This is a genomic window from Streptacidiphilus sp. MAP12-16, from assembly GCF_041262165.1.
Classification (GTDB): Bacteria; Actinomycetota; Actinomycetes; order Streptomycetales; family Streptomycetaceae; genus Streptacidiphilus.
Genome location: NZ_JBGCBY010000012.1, coordinates 212,838 through 232,905 on the forward strand (window position 1 = coordinate 212,838; position 20,068 = coordinate 232,905).

The window sequence follows — 20,068 nt, forward strand, 5'->3', positions numbered from 1 at the left end:
CTGTTAGCCCCGGTAGGCGGGCAGGCCCGGGAAAGTGGAGACCATCGCCGGCGCGCTGGAGCCGTTGGCCGGAACGGTGTCGACACCCCCGGGGGTCCTGACGGCGAGAGTCCGGCTGTCCGGGGACCAGGCGGGCTCGGTGTAGTCGGTGGTGGCGTTCGGAGTGAGGTCCCGGACGGCCTTGCTGTCGAGACTCTCCACGAAGACGTGGTCGTGTCCGCTGACGGAGCGGACGAAGATGATGTCGTTGCCGTCGGGCGACAGCGCGGGCTCGGAGCCGGAGGTGAACGCGCCGCCCTGCTGGCGCAGGTAGTCGTCGCGGATGTAGACCTCGCCGGTGCCGCTGTTCGCGTAGACGGAGCTGCCGAACTTCCCGCCGGCACTCGGCCACGCGTTGCCGGTCTGGGGCAGTTGCGGCACGTTGTCGCCCGCCCCGGCTGCCAGCGGCAGCGTCGTCGGCGTGCCACCGACCGCCGTGGCGGACACGCTCTCCAGCCGTGACACCCCATTCTGGGAGACGGCGAAGACGAGGTTGTCCTTGGCGCGGATCTGGTTCTTGCTGTCGGCCACCGCCAGTTGCCAGGTGGGGTGGGACCAGGTCTGTCCGCCCGGGTTCCTGGCGACGACGACGCGTCCGCTGCCGTCGGGGTTCGCGACCACGAGGTCACCCGAGCTGTTGACGAACGCGGCCTTGCTGCCGTCGGGGGACCAGGCGAGGTCCCGCACGATGGTGCCGAAGTCGACCGAAGTGCCGTTCATCAGCACATGGTCCGTGCCGTTGCTGATGGTCAGCGCGCTGTTCGCGGTTCCGTTCACGGCCGGGGCGGAGGCACCGCCGGTCGGCGCGGCGGAAGCCGACGCTGTGCCGATGGGTGCGGCGGACACCTGCACCGGGACCGGCGCGGAGGCCTTCACCGTGGTCGTCGCAGCGCAGCCGGTCAGCAACGCGGCGGTGCCGGTGGTGACCGCGACCGTGAGGGCGATGGCGGCGGCGGTGCGGAGGCGGGAGCGTGCGGACATTGGACTTCCCCCAGAGGCGTTGACGGTGCCGTGCGTCTCGTTCGCGAAGCGCGTCGGCATCCCTGCTCTGGGTTGCGTTCACCAGTTCGGGTAGTCGCCGCTCGGTGCGATGAGCCAAGGCTGGCAGTCACAGATCCGGGATCTGTACGGCACCTGTCACATCCGTGCAACAGCGGGCCGATACCCGCCGAGTCGTGCGGCGCCTGCGGCGCGGGGCGGGGCGACGGCCAACCACGCCGCCCTGCCCCGCCCCGTCTCACCGCGTCCGCGTCCGTCTCACCGCGTCCGCCTCACCACGACCGCGTCCGTGCGACCGCGCTCCGGCTAGTCGACGTCGATCGACCCGCTGTCCAGCCGGCGCGGTCCACCGTCCGTGTTCGGCTTCTCCGCGCGGCTCTGCGGCGAACCCAGGTTCTGCCGCACCGAGTCCAGGATCGTCAGACCCTGCCCGACCAGGCCCGCCGCGATCTCGCCGAGGCCGTCGGCACCGTTGAGCACGTTGACGTTGGCGCCGGCGAGGCCTCCGGCCGCCTCCTTGACGATCAGCGGCAGCTGGTCGATCAGCATCCGGTCCAGAGCCACCCGGTCGTACGAGGACGCGGCCTCCGCCTGGATCTTCATCCGGTTCGCCTCGGCCACGGCCAGCACCCTGATCCGCTCGGCCTCGGCCTCGGCGGGCTTCACGATCTCGGCCACCAGCTGCTGCTGGCGAAGTTCGGCCTGGCGCTGGGCCAGTTCTGTCTGCGCCGCGAGCACCTCCTGCTGCGCGTGTGCCTGAGCCAGCGGACCGGCCTGGGCGGCCTGGGCCTGCGCGATGTCCACCTCGGCGGAGTACTGCGCCCGCACGACCGCGGTCTGCCGGGCGTACTCGGCCTGGTTCCGCTCGGCGAACTGCTGCGCCTCCACCGATGCCTGGGTCGCCTGGGCCTGCGCGATCTGGGCCTGACGCTGGATAGCGGCCTTGTGCGGAGCCGCCATCGCCGAGATGTAGCCGGTCTGGCCGTCGTCGATCGACTGGATCTGCAGCGAGTCCACGGTCAGGCCGATCGTCCCCATCTCGGTCTTCGAGGTCTCCAGCACCTCGGTGGCCAGCTTCTGCCGCTCGGTGACGATCTCCTCGACCGTCATCGAACCGATGATGGAGCGCAGGTGACCGGCGAAGATCCGCCCGGTCAGGATCGACATCTGGTCCTGGTCGGAGAGGAACCGCTGGCCGGCGTTGACGATGCTCTCCTTGTCGTTGCCGACCTTGAAGGCGATCACCGCGCGCACGGTCAGCGCGATGCCCTGCTTGGTCACACAGGTCTCGTCGACCTCCGACTCGCACATCGCCAGCGTCAGGAAGCGGGTCTTGCGGAAGATCGGGAGCACGAACGCGCCGTGGCCGGTCACCACGCGGAACGGCGCGTTCCCCATGCCCCGCCTGCCGCCTGAGATCAGCATCGCCTCGTCAGGGGCTGGAACCCGGTATCCGAACATCTGCAGTCTCCTCAATCGGCGTCGCCGGCGTAGCCGGACAACGCATCCAACGGATCAGCCCACTCGATGACGTCGACCTGTCGAGTGCCACGGGACTCGATCACGAGGACGGGTGCCCCTTTGGGCAGGGGCTTGGCGGACCAGGCGAGGAACGTCTCGGAGCCGCCTCTGATCCGCACCAGGACCTCACCGGGACCGGCAGACCCGCGCGTACCGACGAGCAGCACCCCGGTGCAGCCGACCACGGCCTCGTCCGGCGCCATCGACGGCCGCCCCCCATCCATTTCGATCCTGAGATCCAGACCCTAGCGCTACGCCGACCGGCGGCCCATCCTCCGTACGTCCTGGAGTCCGGAAGGTTGCGCGCCAAACACTCGCAGGAGCCGTCGCCCTGGTCCGGCAGGCGCACGCTCACGTCACCGGACCGGAGCAGCAGTGCCCTCCTCATCGATGATCCCTCAGCGGCGGAGTGGGGGATAGGGGAGTCGAGCCAGAGTCGAGCCACAGTCGAGCCACAGTCGAGCCAGGTCCATGGATCAGGAGGAGAGCCTTGACCGAAAAAGCTTGCGTGAATTGAAGCAAAAAGTGTGTTGAACAAAGCAGTACCAGAACAAGATCACGAAAATACGCTGCGAAGTGCTTGTGCCGCACCGCGGGAGGCCCTAGGGTCACCTCACCCTCAGCAAGTCCGCTCCACCTTGCGCGTCGTCAGGTGTTCACCCACCCAAGAGAAACGAGCCTTCGATGTCACGGAGCGTCACAGGAGCTGTAGCGAGGTGGTCCGGCAGGCCACCGCGAAAGGTGGCGGTGGCTGTCGCGGTGTTGACCGCGGCCACCGTCGGTATCGGCGTCATGCCCAGCGGTACGGCCCTTGCCGACACGCGCGCGAGCGCCGGCGCGACCCCTGTGGTGACGCGCGCCGCGCTCGACCCGTCGCTGGTTGCCGGGCGAGGCGCCACCGTCGACTTCGCCGAGCAGGAGGCGGAGAACGCCGCGACGAACGGAACGGTCATCGGCCCGGGCCGTGACGCGTACTCGCTGGCGGCGGAGGCGTCCGGCCGCAAGGCGGTCGCGCTGACGCCGGGTCAGTACGTCGAGTTCACGCTGCCGAGCGACGCCAACGCGATCACCGTGCGCTACAGCATCCCGGACGCGCCCAGCGGCGGCGGTATCACCGCGCCACTCGACGTCACGGTGAACGGCGGCCATCGCACCACCATGACGCTCACCTCGCAGTACGCGTGGCTGTACAACCAGTATCCGTTCTCGAACGACCCCAACGCCGGGCTGCTCCACCCCGACTGGTGGATCACCGAGTGCTCCTGCGTGCCCAGCGCCACCACGCCGGCCCCGACGATCACGAAGCCGTTCCGCCCGAACCACTTCTACGACGAGCAGCGGCTCATGCTCGGCCGGACCTACCGCGCGGGTGAGAAGGTGCGGCTCACCGTTCCCGCCGGGAGCAACGCCGCGTCGACGGTTATCGACCTGCTCGACTCGCAACTGGTCGGCGCGCCGCACTTCGACCTCATCGCGGCCAACGTCCTGGCGTTCGGCGCCGACCCGTTCGGCCGACGCGACTCCGCCGACGCCTTCGACGCGGCGATCGCCTTCGCTCGGCGCACCCACCTCAAGGTCTACATCCCGCCGGGCACCTACCAGGTGAACCGGCACATCATCGTCGACAACGTGACGATCGAGGGCGCCGGCAACTGGTACACGATCATCAAGGGCCACCAGGTCACCCTGAGCACCCCGGCTCCCGACGGCTCGGTGCACACCGGCGTCGGCTTCTACGGCAAGGACGCGTCGGTCGGCGGCAGCACCAACGTGCATCTGTCCGGCTTCGCGATCGAGGGAGACGTCCGCGAGCGCATCGACACCGACCAGGTCAACGGCATCGGTGGGGCGTTGAGCAACTCGACCATCGACGGGCTCTACATCCAGCACACCAAGGTGGGCATGTGGTTCGACGGGCCGATGTCGAACCTGAGGATCACGAACAACATCATCGTCGACCAGATCGCCGACGGCATCAACTTCCACACCGGCGTGACCAACTCGGTCGTGTCGAACAACTTCATCCGCAACACCGGTGACGACGCCCTCGCCATGTGGTCCGAGAAGACCGAGGACGCCAACGACACGTTCGACCACAACACCGTGCAGACCCCGGTGCTCGCGAACGGCATCGCCCTCTACGGCGGTACGGACAACACGGTCTCGAACAACCTGGTGGCCGATCCGATCCGCGAGGGCAGCGGCATCCAGGTCGGCTCCCGCTTCGGCGCCGAGGCGTTCACCGGACACCTGTGGATCACCGACAACACCACGGTCCGTGCCGGCACGTACGAGCTGAACTGGAACATCGGCCTCGGGGCCATCTGGTTCTACGCGCTGGAGAAGAACATCAACGCGGACGTCGAGGTGGTCGGCGACAACTTCCTCGACAACACCTACAACGCCGTCATGCTGGTCGCCGACTGGCCGGTGAAGGATCTCTACTCGATCACGAACGTCCACTTCAAGGACATCAAGGTGGACGGCACGGGCACCTCGGTGCTCAGCGCCCGTGCTGCCGGATCCGCGTCCTTCGAGAACGTGGTCGCCCGCAACGTCGGCGCGGTCGGCGTCAACAACTGCGGGTCGTTCCACTTCACGTCGGCCGGCTCGGAGTTCTCGCTGACCGACCTCGGCGGCAACCTCGGGGGCGGCACCACCGGACCCTGGCTCGCCCCGTGGGAGCTGCCGAACACGATCACCTGCGCGGACCGTCCCGCGGTGGTCGCGCCACCGGCTCCGTCCCCGTGGTGACCTCCCGCACGGCGGTGTGACGAAGGCCCGGACCATGAGCGGTCCGGGCCTTCGCCGTTCAGCCGCCCCGCTTTCAGCCGCCACGTGCACTGCGTACGGTTCGTCAGCCTTCCCGCTCGGGCCGGCTGTTCCGATCCTCCACCAGCATCCGCTCGGCTTCGGCGAGGATCTCCACCACCCGCAGGGCGAACCGCACGTCACAGGCGTGCGGTTGGCCCGTACGGGCCGAGACCAGCAGTGCGTCGACGGCGCGGCCCAGAGCCTGGACCGGGCCCTCGCCCTCCCGCTGCGGCGGAAGCCCGGTCACGCCGTGCTCGCCGCGCAGCACGACCTCGACACCACCGGCGGCGGGAGGCGCGGTCAGGCCCAGGGTGGCCGTGCTGGACGCACCACCGGTGTGGCGAAACGTCAGATGCACGGTGTCGAACTGCCCTCGCGCCGCGCCGGTCACCGTCGCGTCGCCCAGTATCGGGAGCAGCAGCGACAGTGCGTGCGGACCGACGTCCCACAGGGCGCCCTTCTCCTGGCGCCACGGCGAGGCCCCGTAGGGGCTGCCGGAGTTCGGCGTCAGCACCGCCGCCAGCCAGTCCGCGCGCGCCGTGAACCAGCCGCCCAGGGACGCCTGTTCGGTGATCCACGCGGCGGTTTCCGGCATGAAGCGCAGCGTGAAGAGCACCACTGAGGCCACTCCGCCCCGCGCCGCCGCGTCTGCCACCCGCCGCGCGTCGGCCAGGTCCACTCCGATCGGCTTCTCCAGCAGCAGATGCCGCCCGGCCGTCGCCGCCCGTACCGCGTGTTCGGCCTGAACCTGTGGCGGCAGCGCGAACGCGACCGCCTCGCTGTCCTCGATCAGCTCGTCCGCGTCGCTGTACGCCTTGATCCCGAAGCGGTCCGCCAACGCGGCGGCGGCTTCCGGCCTACGGCCCCACACTCCGGTGAACTCGACCTCCGGGTGCGCGCTGAGCGCGGGGCCGTATGTCCGCTCAGCCCAGGGGCCTGTTCCCAGCAGTCCGATCTTCACGTGGTCCTCCCTCGATCGGGGGCAGCGTACTCGCAGCAGCTGCATTCTCTTGACAGCTGAATGGTCTAGTCCAAGTATTAGCGCGTTGAGTCAAAGGTCTGTACCACTTTCTTCTTCACCCCTGTCCGGGAGCCCAGATGCGCCGATCGCCCAGAACTCTCCATGCCCTGTTCACCGGATTGGTCGCGACCGCCGTCGCCTCGGCGGGGCTGCTCACCGCCGGCGCGGGTGCGGCGAACGCCGCAGGTCCCGCGACCTTCGGGCACACGGCGGCGAACCCCATCCCCGAGCACGTGTACGCGCCGTACTTTGAGGCCTACAACGGAGACGACCCGGCCACCCTCTCCGCCCAGTCCGGGGCCAAGTACCTGACCATGGCGTTCATTCAGACGGCCGCCGCGGGTTCCTGTACCGCCTACTGGAACGGCAGCACCACCCAGCCGCTCACCTCGGCCACCTTCGGCAGCTCCATCGCCGCCATCCAGCACAAGGGCGGGACGGTCATCCCGTCCTTCGGCGGCTACTCCGCCGACACCACCACCACCGACATCGCGGACAGTTGCACAGACGTCAACGCCATCGCGAAGGTCTACGAGGACGTCGTCACCACCTACCATGTGTCCCGGATCGACCTGGACGTCGAAGCCGACTCGCTGAACAACACCGCCGGCATCACCCGCCGCAACCAGGCGATCGCCGCGGTCGAGAAGTGGGCCCAGCACACCGGACGGAACGTCAGCTTCCAGTACACCCTGCCCACGACCACCACCGGGCTGGGAGCGACCGGCGTCGCAGTGCTGCAGAACGCCGTGCAGCAGCACGCGCGGATCGCCGTGGTCAACGCCATGACCTTCGACTACTACGACGGCACCGTCCACGAGATGGCGACGAACGCGGAGACCGCCGCGACCGGGGTGCACAGCCAACTCGCCGCGCTGTACCCGCACAAGAGCTCGGCCGAACTCTGGGAGACGATCGGGATCACCCTGATGCCGGGCATCGACGACTTCGGAGCGGCTGAGACGACGACGCTGGCCGACACCGCGACCGTCGAAGCCTGGGCCGCGAAGAAGGGTCTCGCCAGCCTGTCCGTATGGGCCCTGCAGCGGGACAACGGAGGCTGCCCCGGCACGTCCGGTGCAGGCACCTGCTCCGGCATCGCCCAGAACACCTGGGACGTCAGCCACATCCTGGAGCCGTTCACCAGCCACCACCGCGGATCCGACCGCCTCGGCTGATCGCGCCCTCCCCGTCAGGCCCATAGGCCCCGGCTGCCAGGCAGCCGGGGCCTATGGTGCGCCGACGGCGCACCAGGGGTGGGGTCAGCTGCCGAAGACCTGGAACTCCCACAGGGAGTAGCCGTACTGAGTAGCCCGGGCGGTGCCGTACATGCGCACGTAGCGGCCGGAGCCGGACACCGCCAGCGTCTGGGTGCCGCCGGTACCACTGGTGGTCGAGTAGACGGTGGTCCAGGTGGAACCGTCCGTCGAGGTCTGGATCTGGAACGCGGTGGCGTAGGCGGCCTCCCAGTTGAGCACCACCTGGCTGATCGTGTGGCTGGCGCCCAGGTCGACCTGGAGCCACTGCGGGTCGGAGAATCCGCTCGACCAGCGGGTGCCGGTGTTGCCGTCGACCGCGTTCGGCGCTGTGAAGCTGGCGTTCTCCACGGACGAGGCAGTCGCCGTCTTGCCCTGTGACAGCAGAGTGGAGCCGCCGCCGGAGGACGGCGTGCCGTAGAGCGCCAGTTCGTACAGCGAGTCGCCCCACTGCGACGCTCGGCTTGTCGCGTATATCCGGACGTAGCGTCCGGAGCCGGACAGGGAGACGTCCTGGAGGTCGGCAGGAGTGTTGTTGTAGGTGTAGATCGTGGACCACGTCGCGCCGTCGTTGGATGTCTGTATCTGGTAGGCCGATGCGGCGGCCGCCTCCCAGGTGAGGGTCGCGTGCGTGAGGTTGTAGGACTGGCCGAGGTCGACCTGCAGCCACTGGGGATCGCTGAAGCCGCTGGACCAGCGGGTGGTCGGGTTGCCGTCGGTGGCGTTGGACGCCGGGAACAGCGTGCTCTCCACCGACGAGGCCGTCGTGGGCTTGCCCAGAGCGATATCAGGACCCACGATGCCGGCCGGCGGCTTGTTGTACACGGCGACATAGTCGATGTTCATCTGGCCGCCGGAGACGGTGCTGGCGTTGGGGCCTCCGCCGAAGGCGGCCGGGAATCCGCCGCCCATGGCCAGGTCAAAGATGACGAAGAAGGAGTGGTCGACCGCGTTGGCCCACGTGGTGGCGTCCACCTGGCTGGAGTTGATCGTGAAGTAGTTGGCGCCGTCGAGGTAGTAGCGGATCTGCTCGGGCGAGGTGGACCTGTCGATCTCCACCGCGTAGGTGTGGTACCCGGTCTGGCAGCCACTGCATGCGTGCTCGCCGCTGCCGATCCCGGTGGACTCGTTGCAAGGGCCGCCGGGGCTGACGCCGCAGTGCAGCGTGCCGAACACGGAACTGCGACCGTTGATGTCCTCCATGGTGTCGATCTCGCCGGATCCCGGCCAAGGGACTCCGATGCGCAGCGGCGAGCCCAGCATCCAGAACGCCGGCCAGTACCCGGCCCCGTTCGCCGTCGTGAGGTTGGGCTGCTGGATGGAGGCCTGCACCCGCACCACGCCGCCCGGCTGGGCACCGAAGCCGTCCGCCTGCGTCTCGACCCGACCCGAGGTCCAGCCCGCGTTCGGGTCGGTACCCGAGTGCAGGGCCTTGAGTACCAGATGGCCGCTGCCGTCCTGGTACACGTTGGCGGTGCTGTTGGTCATCGTCTCGATCTCACCAGTACCGAAACCGCTGCCCGCGCCGGTGTCGTAGCGCCAGGTTCCGGTGTCCAGAGCGGAGCCGGCGGCGCCGCTGAAGTCGTCACTCCACGTGGTGTTGAACCCCGTCGGTGGTGCCGGCACGCTGGCTGGCTGTGCGGCCGCGGAGAGCACGGTTCGGGAAGCGGTCGGCTGGGCGGAGGCGGAGGGCGAAGCGGTCAACGTGACCGCCGCCATCGCGGTGACCGCCAACAGGCTGATCGCGAGCCGGCTGTTGGGACGGTTGTGCCGCAGGTGCATGCGCCTACGTTTGAACGCCATGCGTACTCCTTGTGGGTGGGGACCGCCTCTGGCTGGGAGACGGGGTCTGGCAGGAGCTGTGAGAGCGCTCTCTGGAGAGTCTTCCTCTGGTCGGAGCACTGTCAATAGACCGGCCCGGTTCCGGAACCGTCGCGTCCTCGGCGTCAGGGCGAACTGCGGTGGTCCGGGGTCCACAGAAGCGTGGTCACCTGCGCACTCGAATCAACGTGGCGTCAGGTCGCCGACGTTGAGGGGATGCTGGGGTGACACGCCGGCGAACGAAGGTTCCGGCGCCCGGGCCGGCGCCACCGCGCACCTCTCAGTCAGGAGCCCTACATCTCACCGTCCGGGCAGTGTCCGGCGGGCGGTGTGCGTGCCAGACTGGCGGCATGTCGGCCGTGCAGTTCCCACGGGTCGCCTGGCGGCGCGTCCTGCCAGTTCTGTTCGTGCTCGCCGGCTTACTTGAGGCCACCGCCGGGCGCTATGGCTACCACCGTGACGAGCTGTACTTCATGGTGGCGAGCCGTCACTTGGCCTGGGGTTACGACGACCAGCCACCGCTGGTGCCCGCGATGATCCGGGTGGAAACCGCCGTGCTGGGCGACTCGGTGCGGGCGATTCGGACGCTTCCGCTGCTGCTGGCGCTCTGCACGGTACTGCTCGCGGTGCTCTGCGCACGGGAGTTGGCCGGGTCGGACCCGCTGCGCAGCCGCCGTGCCCAGCTGCTGGCCGCGGCGGCCACCGCGGCCTCGGCGATGGTGCTGGTGGGCGGCCACCTCTTCGTCACCTCGGGGGTGGACCTGTGCACCTGGGCGCTGCTGCTCTGGCTGGTGCTGCGCTGGCTGCGCACCCGGGACGACCGGCTCTGGCTGCTCGCCGGGGCCGCGGCCGGGGTCGGTCTGCTCGCCAACAATCTGGTGACGCTGCTCGCGTTCGCGCTGGCCGTGAGCGCGGTGGCGGTCGGGCCGAGGACGATGTTCCGGAGCCCGCTGCTGTACGCGGGGGCGGCGATCGCCCTGCTGATCTGGGCACCGAACCTCGTCTGGCAGGCGCAGCACGGCTGGCCGCAACTGACGATGGCCCGGCGGATCTCCTCAAACAGCGAGCGCGCCCAACTACTGCCGTTCCAGTTCGAGGTGGCCTTCCCGGTGCTGTGGATCGCCGGGTGGTGGGCGCTGGCCCGGCGCGCGGAGTTCTCCCGGTACCGCCTGCTCGCGATGGGGTACCCGCTGACGCTGGCGCTCGCGCTGCTCACTGGGGGCAAGCGCTACTACGCGACCGGATGGGCTCCGCTGCTGTTGGGCGCGGGTGCGGTGGTCGCGGTGGACTGGCTGTGGCGGCCCGGCCGGGTGCGCTCGGTGCGCCATACCTGCGCGGTGGGGCTGGCGGCCTCCGTCGGAGTGGTGTTCGCGCTGGTCGAGGTGGTGGCCGGGCTCCCCGTGCTGCCGGTCGCCGACTACCACCTCGTGCAACCGCTCAACGGTGAGAACGGGGAGACGGTGGGCTGGCCCGAACTGGCCCGCACCGTGGCCGGGGTGTACCGCGCACTGCCCTCGGGCGCCGACCGCTCCACAGCGACGCTCGTCGCCGAGAACTACGGAGAAGCCGGCGCCCTGGCCCACTACGGCGGCCCGCTGGGCCTCCCCACCCCCTACGCCGACCACGACGGCTACGCCAACTTCGGCACGCCCTCGACTGACGGGCCGTCAATCATGGTCGGCTTCAAGCCGGAACAGCTCACCGGCTACTGGGGCGACTGCACCCTCGCCGCCCGGATCGACAACGGCCGCCACCTCAAGAACCAGGAGCAGAACAAGCAGATCCTGGTCTGCCGCAACCGGCTACTGCCCTGGCCGGTCCTCTGGAAGCGCCTGATGCACTACTCCTGACCTTGACTCCTTGGCTCCTGACCTTGACTCCTGACCCTGACGGCAAGGCCGGGGTCCAGTGGGTGGGTCTGTCTCAGGCCGCGTCGAGGCGGCGGAGCTCCTCGGCGGACAGCTCCAGGTCCGCCGCCGCTACGGAGTCGCGGATCGTCTCGGGACGCGAGGAGCCCGGGATCGGAATGACCACCGGTGCCTTGGCGAGCATCCAGGCGAGGCACACCTGCTGCGCGCTCACGCCGTGTGCCAGCGCCACCTGCTCGAACACGTCGAACCGTGAACCCAACCGGCCTGCGTTGGAGATGCCGCCAAGCGGGCTCCACGGGAGGAAGGCGATGCCCAGTTCCGCGCAGAGCTCCAGCTCCGGCTCGCTGGAGCGGAATGCCGGCGAGAACTGGTTCTGCACGCTCACCAGCCGTCCACCGAGGATCTCGTTGGCCTGCCGGATCTGTTCCGGGTTCGCGTTCGAGATCCCCGCGTGCCGGATCTTCCCGGCGTCCAGCAGGTCGCGGATCGCGCCAACCGACTCCGCGTAGGGGACCCTCGGGTCCGGGCGGTGGAACTGGTACAGCCCGATGGCTTCGACGCCGAGTCGCTTCAGCGAGGCGTCGCAGGCCTCTTTCAGGTATTCCGGCGAACCGTTCAGGGTCCACGAGCCGTCGCCGGGGCGCAGATGACCGCCCTTCGTCGCGATCAGCACCTCAGAGGTGTCGCCGCCGTAGCCGGCCACCGCACGTGCGATCAGTGACTCGTTGTGGCCGACGTCGTTCGCCTTGAGGTGGTAGGCGTCAGCGGTGTCGATCAGCGTGACGCCGGCGTCGAGGGCGGCATGGATCGTGGCGACCGAACGCCGCTCGTCGGGGCGCCCCTCGATCGACATCGGCATCCCGCCGAGGCCTATCGAGCCGACCCGGACGTCACCGATGCTTCGAGACTGCATGGAGGATCCTCCTGGGATTCATAGGTGCTGCTCTGCGGTCTTCACCAGCCTGCGCTTCCGCGATTAAGCTGTCCAACAGAAGATGATGATGCCTTTGAGCAGTGCAGGTGATGAATCATGGAACTACGGCAGCTCGAGTACTTTGTGGCCGTCGCCGAGGAGTGCCACTTCACCCGGGCGGCCAAGCGCTTGCAGGTCGCCCAGTCCGGGCTGTCGGCCTCGATCCGGACGCTCGAACGCGAGTTGGGCGGCGCGCTGTTCTTCCGCAGCACCCGCTCGGTCGAGATGACCCCGGCCGGTCAGGCCCTGCTTGTCGAGGCCAGGCGCGCCCTGGCCGCGACCCATGCCGCTAAGGACGCCGTCGCAGCCGTCCAGGGCCTGCTCCGCGGGAGCCTCTCCATCGGCTCACTGCAGTGCCTGCACGTCGTCCACCTGCCCGCCGTCCTCGCCCGGTTCGCCGCCGCGTACCCGGGACTGGAGATACGGCTGCGCCAAGGGGGATCCAACGAACTGACCGAGCAGGTTCGCGCCGGACGGCTCGACCTGGCCTTTGTCTCCAGCCCGGCCCGTTGCCCCGACAGCCTGCTGGTGGAACCGCTCGCCGACGAGCCGCTCGTCCTCGCCTGCGGCCCCCGGCACCCCTTCGCGGAACGCACGCACGTCGAACTGGCGGAACTGCAGAAGGAGCAGTTCGTCGACTTCCACCTCGACTGGGGCACCCGGGACCTGGCCGACCAGGTGCTCGCCGACGCGGGGGTCGAACGCCGTGTCGCGCTGGAGGTGACCGATGTTCATTCACTGCTGGACCTGGTGGCCTTTGGGCTCGGCGTCGCCCTCGTCCCGCAGTCCTTCGCCGTCAAGACCGATCAGGCGCGCTTCATCGCCATCGCCGGAACTCTCCCGCCCTGGAAGACCGTGACCGTCACCAGCGACCCGACAAGCCCCGCCGCGGCAGCCCTGCTGCGCGAAGTCCGCCAGGACCGGAGCGGCCGCCGTGCCGTCACCGAGACCCGGAGCTGATCCAGCGCGGTGACCTGCGCGGCAATCGCTGCGAAGGTCACCGACGCAGGTGGAACGCTGCCGCTATCTGTGCCGATTCTCGGGGGCGAGCGCAGGCGTTCCTGATGCGCGGCGATGCGGCGTGCCCGACAAGCGGTGGGCGCTGCTGCACGGGGGTGAATGCAACCAGAACTGCAACCGGAGCAAACGAGCATCGGCCGTTGGCGCGGTGGCGGTTCAGCCCTGGTGGGCGAGGTCGGCGGCCGTCAGGCCTTCCATGGCCATGCCGACCTGGAGGCCTTCGGCCATCCGACGGCTGACGCGCTGACGTAGGGTCACGGCGAGGTAGCGGGTGAGCAGTTGCGGCTTGGCTGCCAGGGTTTCGGCGAGTTCCTGGGCGCGAGTCAGTACCTCGTCCAGCGGTCGGACCTCGGCGACCGCGCCCCAGCGTTCGGCCTGCTCGGCGGTGAACGAGCCCTGCGTCAAGGTGAGGTAGCGGGAGCGGTTGAGGCCGAGGGCCTCCTCCCAGACCACCTGGATGCCGTCGCCGGGGACAATCCCGAAGGTCAGGTGCGGGAAGTCGGAGAAGACGGTGGTCTCGGCAGCGATGACGACGTCGGCCAGCAGCACGTACTCGCTGTGCACGCTGGCCGGGCCGTTGACGGCTGCGATGATCGGCATCTCCAGATCGACCAGGCGCTGCATGACGCGGCGTCCCTCGCTCACGGTGCGGTCCCACTGAGCGGGCTTGGTGATGTCGCCCAGGCTGGCGCCGTCGATGTCGGTCATGAAACGGTCGCCGGTGCCGGTCAGGACCAGCACCCGGTTGTCGCGGTCCTCACCGATCTCGTACAGGGCCTTGGGGAAGTCGGTGTGCAGCCGGCCGGTGAAGGTGGCCGGCCCGTCGCCGGAGTGGAACCGGACGGTGAGCACCCCGGACTCGGTGCGGCTCATGGCGATGTTCTCGAAGGCTGTGAAGTAGGCAGGAGCGGGATTGGACATGATCAGTCCTTGGCTGTTGTGATCGTGATGATCGTGTTGACTGGTATCGAGGTCGCAGGGGTGAGCGGTGATGCGGGGGCCGGAAGCGGGCGCTCAGAACCCGGGGAAGAGTGACCGCACATCCTGCAGGGTGACCGTTCCGGTCACGGTCACGCCGTCTTCGGGCCGGTTGCGGCCGTAGACCAGCCGCAGCACGGACTCGGACGATCCGGACAGCGTCCCGGCCGGCTCGGTGGGTTCGCACGGATACAGGTGCAGCTCCGCGTCCAGGTCCAGCAGCGCCGTTCCGGGCGGCTCGGTCAGCACGACGGACAACTGCCGTGGACCCAGTCGCTCGAGGGTTTTTGCGTCCCGGAATCGTGTCGCCACCAGGTCCAGCCGTTTCCACAGCAACTGCACCTCCGGCGCCGGGATCACAGCCGTCGGATCCAGGGCGACGTCGATGTCCCAGGCGTGTACCGACTGCTCCGACAGTCGGTATCCGGCATAGACCGGAACGCTGAGCAGCCCGGCGAAGTACGGCACGCGCGCCGATGCACGCTGTTGCCCGTCGAGCGAGTCCAGCAGCTCAAGATGGCCGGCATCGGCGGCCATCCACGCCGCACGCTGGGCCGGTCCGGACAGGGCGTCCCACCGTTCCCACACCGGCACGACGTTCTCCCGCTGCGGTCCGGTCGTGTCGCCGGCCAGGCCGCGCTCCAACTGGCTGGTGCTGATCTCCGCAGCACTGCCCAGATGGGACAGGACCTGGGCGATGCTCCAGCCGTCCGCGAAGGACGGGCGGGACAGGTCCTTCGCCGAGAGCCCGTCGACCGTGTTGGCGAGTCGCCGGGAAGCGGCACGGAGAGCCGCGAGCCACGGGGAGAGAGGATCTCCTGTGGCGACGGGGGGTGTGGCTACGGAATCGTTGGGCATGAGGAACTCCTCGGTTCACAGGGAGTGGTCCTTTCACTCCGACCCAGACAACCCCATCTCCGCCCCGATTCGTGGCCGCCGGCCAGACGGTTCACCGAGGGCCGCCATAAGACAGGCCTCTGGAGGACAGGACTGATGGCTGCCAGCGCTGCCGGCCTGCCCACCCCACCCAGCTGAGATGCCGACCCAGCTGAGATGCCCACCCAGCTGTGATGCCCACCCAGCTGTGATGCCCACCCAGCTGTGATGCTCACCCGGCTGTGATGGCGCCGGTCGTGGCAGCCGTGATGCGATGGGCGCATGGAACTGCGGGAGATGCGTGCGTTCGTGGCGGTCGTCGAGGAGGGTGGCCTGTCCGCAGCGGCACGCAGGCTGCACATCAGCCAGCCGGCGTTGTCCCAGACCGTGGTCGGCCTCGAGCGAGAGTTCGGTGTTCAGCTGCTGGTCCGCAGCAGCACCGGAGTCCAGCCCACGGACGCCGGACTGACCCTGCTGACCGAGGCCCGCGCCGTACTGGCACGCCACGGCCGGGCCGTGGCCGCCATGGCCGCCCACAACGCAGACGGCGGCAGCGTCCTGCGCATCGGTATCCCACTGGAACTGCCCACCGATCTGCTCTCCCGCGCCCTGGCCGACCTCGCCGACGCCTATCCCGTCACTCGGGTCCTGGCCCGCCATCTGTCAACGTCCGACCAGCTCACCGCGCTGCGCGGCGGCGAACTCGACCTCGGCCTGCTGCGCGAACGCCCCACCGGGCAGGACCTCGACGCGATGCTCGTCGTGGAGGAGCGCCTCGGCGTGCTGCTGGCCACGGAACTGGCCGTCAAGCTAGCCGGGCCCGAGGGGATCCGCCTGGACGCCCTGGCGGGACTGGACTGGGTCGGCTTCCCCCGTTCCGGCAGTCCCGCCTGGTACGACGCCCTCACCGCCATCCTGCGCAGCCACGGCATCGACCTCGGTCCCGAGCCCCCCACGGGACAGTCCCTGATCGCCGAGGTCAAACTCGCCGCCGTCGGCACCGGCCGGGCCTTCACCCTCGCACCCCCTGACTGGTCCCAACCCCTGCCGGAGACCGTCACCTGGTCGCCGCTGGTCGGCCACCCGCTCGTACGTCGCACCTGGGCGGTCTGGCCGGCCGGCTCGCACCGGCGCGATCTCGGACACCTCGTCGCAGCCCTGGACCAGCCCCCGGCGACCTGAGTCCGGCAGCGGAGAGCGACACGGACGGGGCTGGTCCGGAATCGGACCGCCGGGCTATGACGCCCGCTGTGTCCCGACGGGAGGCGCGCCCGAATGCGTCGACTGCCCGCGTGCTGCCGTCGCCACCCGCTGGCCGAATCGCGAAGTGCCAGGTCAGAGGTGCCAAGGCGGCACTTATGAGGGCTATAGACCCCGTGTATGACCTCTCGGGAAGCGCCCGGAACGTCTACGCCTTGCACCACCTGGATCGAGTCGCCGCCGACACGGAGTGACTCGGCCGACAGGCCCCTTGGTGGGCACACGTATCTCGGAGAGTGAGTAGCGATGTCAGAACTGTCCGGCACTTCGGTGTTGGTCACGGGCGGGACCAGCGGTATCGGCCGGGCGGCCGTACTGGCGCTCGCCGGCCTCGGGGCGAAGGTCGTGCTGTCGGGCCGGGACGCCGAGCGCGGCAAGAAGGTCGTTCAGGAGATCGAGGCGGCCGGCGGTGAGGGCCACTTCGTGGTTGCCGATCTGCGGGACGAGGCTTCGGCACGCTCGCTGGCCCGGCAGGCCAGTGCGCTCGTGGGGCAGATCGACGTTCTGGTCAACAACGCCGGTGTCTACCCGTTCGGCCCGACCGGGGAGGCCACTGAGGCTGCCTTCGACGCGGTGTACGGGCTGAATGTGAAGGCGCCGTACTTCCTGGTCGCCGAGCTCGCACCTGCCATGGCCGAGCGTGGTCGTGGTGCGATCATCAACGTCACCACGATGGTCGCGGAATACGGCGTGGACGGCATGAGCCTGTACGGGTCGAGCAAGGCCGCTCTGGTCCTGCTGACGAAGTCGTGGGCGGCGGAGTTCGGGCCGCGTGGGGTGCGGGTGAACGCGGTCAGTCCGGGCCCGACCCTGACCGAGGGAACCTCGGGGATGGCCGAGGCCATCGACGCCCTCGCCGCCCAGGCGCCGGCCCAGCGGCCGGGAACCGCGCAGGAGGTGGCCGACGCCATCGTGTTCCTGGCCACCGACCGGTCCAGCTTCGTGCATGGTGCCGTGCTGCCGGTCGACGGCGGACGTATCGCCGTCTGACGTCCCCCTCACCGTGGCCTGCGCGGGGGCGTACGAGCCCACGCAGGCCACGGTGACGGGGCGTCAGCGCCCAGCCGCACCTCGGGTGGCGGCGTGCCGGGGACCGCCATTCGGTAGACATCGGCAACACTGATGGCCGAAACAGACAAATAATGACCAAGGATGACAGAGCAGCTATTTACCGGCTTATCCGGTGTGCACTGTTTCTCTGCAACCCCGACTGGAGCCATGGAAGACATGAACGACACCATCACCGCCGATCTCCTCGTCATCGGCTTCGGCAAGGGCGGCAAGGTCACCGCAGCGGCCATGGGCCGGCGCGGCAAGCGCGTCGTCCTGGTCGAGCAGTCGGAGCACATGTACGGCGGCACCTGCCCCAACGTGGGCTGCGTGCCGACCAAGGCACTCGTCCACCACTCCCGCCTGCGCCGTCCCGAAGATCCGGCGCAGGCCTGGTACAAGCAGTCGGTCGACAAGGTCCAGGCCGTCACGGCCCTGTTCCGCGCCGGCAACTACGAAGGCTTGAACGGAATGGAGACCGTCACCGTCCTTACTGGCAAAGCCGTCTTCACCGACCCGCACACCGTTCGTGTGGACACAGCAGACGGGACCGTGACCGTCACCGGCGAGAGCATCCTGATCAACACCGGCTCCGAGCCGGTCATCCCCGACATCCCAGGCCTGCGGATCAGCAAGCACGTGGTCACCAGCACCCAGCTGATCGAGAGCACCGACCTCCCCCGGCGGCTCGCCATCATCGGCGGCGGCTACCTCGGCATCGAGTTCGCCTCCATCTACCAGCAGTTCGGCTCGCAGGTCGCCGTGCTGGAGGCTGGCCCGAAGCTCTTCCCCCGCGAGGACGACGACATCGCTGAATCCGCCACCACCATCCTCGCCGACGAGGGGATCAGCTTTGTCACCGGTGCCACCGTGAAGGAAGTGCGTGACGGCGACGGCGAGGCCATCGTGGTCTACGAGCAAGACGGTCGGGAGCAGACCGTCGCCGCGGACGCCGTCCTGCCGGCCACCGGTCGTGCGCCGGCAACCCGCAGCCTCAACCTGGAAGCAGCGGGGGTGCGTACCACCTCGCGCGGCGCCGTCGAGGTCGACGAGTACCTGCGCACCAGTCAGCCGCACATCTTCGCGCTCGGCGACGTCAACGGCGGCCCCCAGTTCACCTACGTCTCGCTCGACGACAGCCGGATCGTCCTCGACCAACTCGTGGGCGAGGGCCGCCGCCGCACCACGGACCGCGTCGCCATCCCCCACACCGTCTTCATGACTCCGCCGCTCGCCGGCGTCGGCCTCACCGAGAAGCAGGCGCGAGCGGATGGGCACCGTGTGAAGATCGCCAGCCAGCCCGTCGCCGAAATCATCGCCATGCCCCGTGCCTACGCCGTCGAGGAGACCCGCGGCGTCATGAAGTTCGTTGTCGACGCCGACACCGACGAGATCCTCGGCGCCGCTCTGCTCAGCGTCGACGCCCAGGAATTGATCAACACCGTCGCGCTCGCCATGCGGCACGGCGTCAAGTCCGCCGAACTTCGGGACGCTGTCTACCAGCACCCCACCTCGACAGAGGCCTTCAACGACGTTCTCGCCACCATCGTGCGCGAGGACTGAACGCCCCACGCCGGCACGGACAAGGCCCGGAAGCCGGCAACGGAACCGGTTCCGGAACCGGAACCGTCGACGGACTCTGCTCGCCGTCCCCGGTGAGACCACGAGGTACGAGGGCCCGACCACAGTGCGGTCGGGCCCTCGCCTGCTCTGGCGGGCGGGTGCGGAGGAGCCGAGCCCTCAGGTCATGTGTCGATCTGGTACATGGGCTAACCTTGGTACATGTCTATGAAGCGCACGAATGTCTACGCTGACCCGGAGGACCTGGCCATCATCAAGGAGGCGGCCCAGCGCCGGGGGATAAGCGAGGCCGAGATCATCCGCCAAGGTATCCACCTGGCGGCCATGGCGAACCGAGTCTGGGACGAGCCGCTGTTCTCACGCACCTTTGAAGGCTCGGGGCGCACTCCGACCAAGGAGGATGTGCGTACCACTGTCGCTGATGCCGTTCGGCGCGAGTCCGACTCCGGAACCGCCGCGTGATCATTGTCGTCGCCGACACCTCGGGCCTGCTGGCTGCGCTCGACTCCACTCATCTCGAACACGGTGCGGCGAACGAAGCGATCATGGCTGCTGGGCTCCTCGTCATGTCCCCACTGCTGCTCGCTGAGATCGACCACGTGGCCACCCGTGAACTGGGACGCGAAGCGGCAATCAGCGCTGTCGACGACATTCGTCGCTGGATGGGGAGAGGCCGTGTTGTCGTTCCTGAGATCACGGAGGACCACCTCGGTGCCGCACAGTCCGTTCGGGCCCGTCACGCCGCGCTCAACCTCGACCTCGCCGACGCCGTGAACGTCGCACTGGCATCCGACTACGACACCGATGCCATCCTCACTCTCGATCGCCGTGACTTCCGCGCGCTGCGCCCGCTCAGCCGGCATAAGGCGTTCCGGCTTCTGCCCGACGATCTTCCGCTCTGATCCACGCTCAGCAACACGCTGGGAGTGCCAGAGGATGGGTACCAAAACCGCCCACGGATACCGCCAAGCCGTCGACGCCGGCGACT

Annotated in this window: 17 protein-coding genes; 9 read left to right on the top strand and 8 right to left on the bottom strand. The window is 68.9% G+C overall.

The window, feature by feature from the left end; translation table 11 throughout:
* Nucleotides 1-3: 3 nt before the first annotated feature.
* The 3 genes from ABIA33_RS18520 to ABIA33_RS18530 form a co-directional block, all read right to left on the bottom strand.
* Complete coding sequence (locus ABIA33_RS18520; RefSeq protein ID WP_370082864.1) at nt 4-1,020, bottom strand: TolB family protein; 1,017 nt, start codon at nt 1,018-1,020, stop codon at nt 4-6.
* A 324-nt stretch (nt 1,021-1,344) separates the two neighbouring features.
* Nucleotides 1,345-2,499, bottom strand: coding sequence for an SPFH domain-containing protein (locus tag ABIA33_RS18525; RefSeq protein WP_370082866.1), 1,155 nt, complete (start codon nt 2,497-2,499; stop codon nt 1,345-1,347).
* A gap of 11 nt (nt 2,500-2,510) precedes the next feature.
* Nucleotides 2,511-2,762: a hypothetical protein gene (locus tag ABIA33_RS18530; RefSeq protein ID WP_370082868.1), complete on the bottom strand. Its 252-nt coding sequence runs from the start codon at nt 2,760-2,762 to the stop codon at nt 2,511-2,513.
* Between the two features lie 481 nt (nt 2,763-3,243).
* Here ABIA33_RS18530 and ABIA33_RS18535 point away from each other — a divergent pair, with 481 nt between their 5' ends.
* On the top strand, nt 3,244-5,313 hold the full coding sequence (locus ABIA33_RS18535) for a glycosyl hydrolase family 28-related protein (RefSeq protein ID WP_370082870.1): 2,070 nt from the start codon (nt 3,244-3,246) through the stop codon (nt 5,311-5,313).
* 103 nt (nt 5,314-5,416) lie between these two features.
* Here the strand turns inward: ABIA33_RS18535 and ABIA33_RS18540 are convergent, their stop codons facing one another.
* Nucleotides 5,417-6,334 carry a Gfo/Idh/MocA family protein gene (locus tag ABIA33_RS18540; protein ID WP_370082872.1) on the bottom strand — a complete coding sequence of 306 codons (918 nt, stop codon included), beginning with the start codon at nt 6,332-6,334 and terminating at the stop codon, nt 5,417-5,419.
* 137 nt (nt 6,335-6,471) lie between these two features.
* Here ABIA33_RS18540 and ABIA33_RS18545 point away from each other — a divergent pair, with 137 nt between their 5' ends.
* On the top strand, nt 6,472-7,572 hold the full coding sequence (locus ABIA33_RS18545) for a glycosyl hydrolase family 18 protein (RefSeq protein ID WP_370082874.1): 1,101 nt from the start codon (nt 6,472-6,474) through the stop codon (nt 7,570-7,572).
* An 84-nt stretch (nt 7,573-7,656) separates the two neighbouring features.
* Here the strand turns inward: ABIA33_RS18545 and ABIA33_RS18550 are convergent, their stop codons facing one another.
* Entirely contained in the window at nt 7,657-9,453 is a 1,797-nt protein-coding gene (locus tag ABIA33_RS18550) for a discoidin domain-containing protein (RefSeq protein ID WP_370082876.1), read from the bottom strand.
* A gap of 368 nt (nt 9,454-9,821) precedes the next feature.
* On the opposite strand from ABIA33_RS18550, the gene ABIA33_RS18555 reads away from it, so the two are divergent.
* Nucleotides 9,822-11,321, top strand: a complete 1,500-nt coding sequence (locus tag ABIA33_RS18555; protein WP_370082878.1) for a glycosyltransferase family 39 protein — start codon at nt 9,822-9,824, stop codon at nt 11,319-11,321.
* Between the two features lie 73 nt (nt 11,322-11,394).
* On the opposite strand, the gene ABIA33_RS18560 is transcribed toward ABIA33_RS18555, so the two are convergent.
* Complete coding sequence (locus tag ABIA33_RS18560; protein WP_370082880.1) at nt 11,395-12,255, bottom strand: aldo/keto reductase; 861 nt, start codon at nt 12,253-12,255, stop codon at nt 11,395-11,397.
* A 117-nt stretch (nt 12,256-12,372) separates the two neighbouring features.
* Between ABIA33_RS18560 and ABIA33_RS18565 the strand changes: the two genes are divergently transcribed.
* Nucleotides 12,373-13,275 (top strand): LysR family transcriptional regulator, encoded by a 903-nt coding sequence (locus ABIA33_RS18565; RefSeq protein ID WP_370082882.1) that lies wholly within the window; start codon nt 12,373-12,375, stop codon nt 13,273-13,275.
* Between the two features lie 216 nt (nt 13,276-13,491).
* Here the strand turns inward: ABIA33_RS18565 and ABIA33_RS18570 are convergent, their stop codons facing one another.
* Nucleotides 13,492-14,256: an enoyl-CoA hydratase/isomerase family protein gene (locus tag ABIA33_RS18570; protein ID WP_370082884.1), complete on the bottom strand. Its 765-nt coding sequence runs from the start codon at nt 14,254-14,256 to the stop codon at nt 13,492-13,494.
* 93 nt (nt 14,257-14,349) lie between these two features.
* Nucleotides 14,350-15,171: a maleylpyruvate isomerase N-terminal domain-containing protein gene (locus ABIA33_RS18575; protein ID WP_370082886.1), complete on the bottom strand. Its 822-nt coding sequence runs from the start codon at nt 15,169-15,171 to the stop codon at nt 14,350-14,352.
* Between the two features lie 300 nt (nt 15,172-15,471).
* Between ABIA33_RS18575 and ABIA33_RS18580 the strand changes: the two genes are divergently transcribed.
* The 5 genes from ABIA33_RS18580 to ABIA33_RS18600 all read left to right on the top strand — a co-directional run bounded on the left by ABIA33_RS18580 (nt 15,472) and on the right by ABIA33_RS18600 (nt 19,982).
* Entirely contained in the window at nt 15,472-16,371 is a 900-nt protein-coding gene (locus tag ABIA33_RS18580; protein WP_370082888.1) for a LysR substrate-binding domain-containing protein, read from the top strand.
* Between the two features lie 324 nt (nt 16,372-16,695).
* Complete coding sequence (locus tag ABIA33_RS18585) at nt 16,696-17,439, top strand: SDR family NAD(P)-dependent oxidoreductase (RefSeq protein ID WP_370082890.1); 744 nt, start codon at nt 16,696-16,698, stop codon at nt 17,437-17,439.
* 237 nt (nt 17,440-17,676) lie between these two features.
* Nucleotides 17,677-19,062 carry an FAD-dependent oxidoreductase gene (locus ABIA33_RS18590; protein WP_370082892.1) on the top strand — a complete coding sequence of 462 codons (1,386 nt, stop codon included), beginning with the start codon at nt 17,677-17,679 and terminating at the stop codon, nt 19,060-19,062.
* 219 nt (nt 19,063-19,281) lie between these two features.
* Nucleotides 19,282-19,542 (top strand): CopG family transcriptional regulator, encoded by a 261-nt coding sequence (locus tag ABIA33_RS18595; protein WP_370082894.1) that lies wholly within the window; start codon nt 19,282-19,284, stop codon nt 19,540-19,542.
* Entirely contained in the window at nt 19,539-19,982 is a 444-nt protein-coding gene (locus tag ABIA33_RS18600) for a PIN domain-containing protein (RefSeq protein ID WP_370082896.1), read from the top strand. Before ABIA33_RS18595 ends, ABIA33_RS18600 begins: the two co-directional genes overlap by 4 nt.
* The last annotated feature ends 86 nt before the right edge of the window (nt 19,983-20,068 follow it).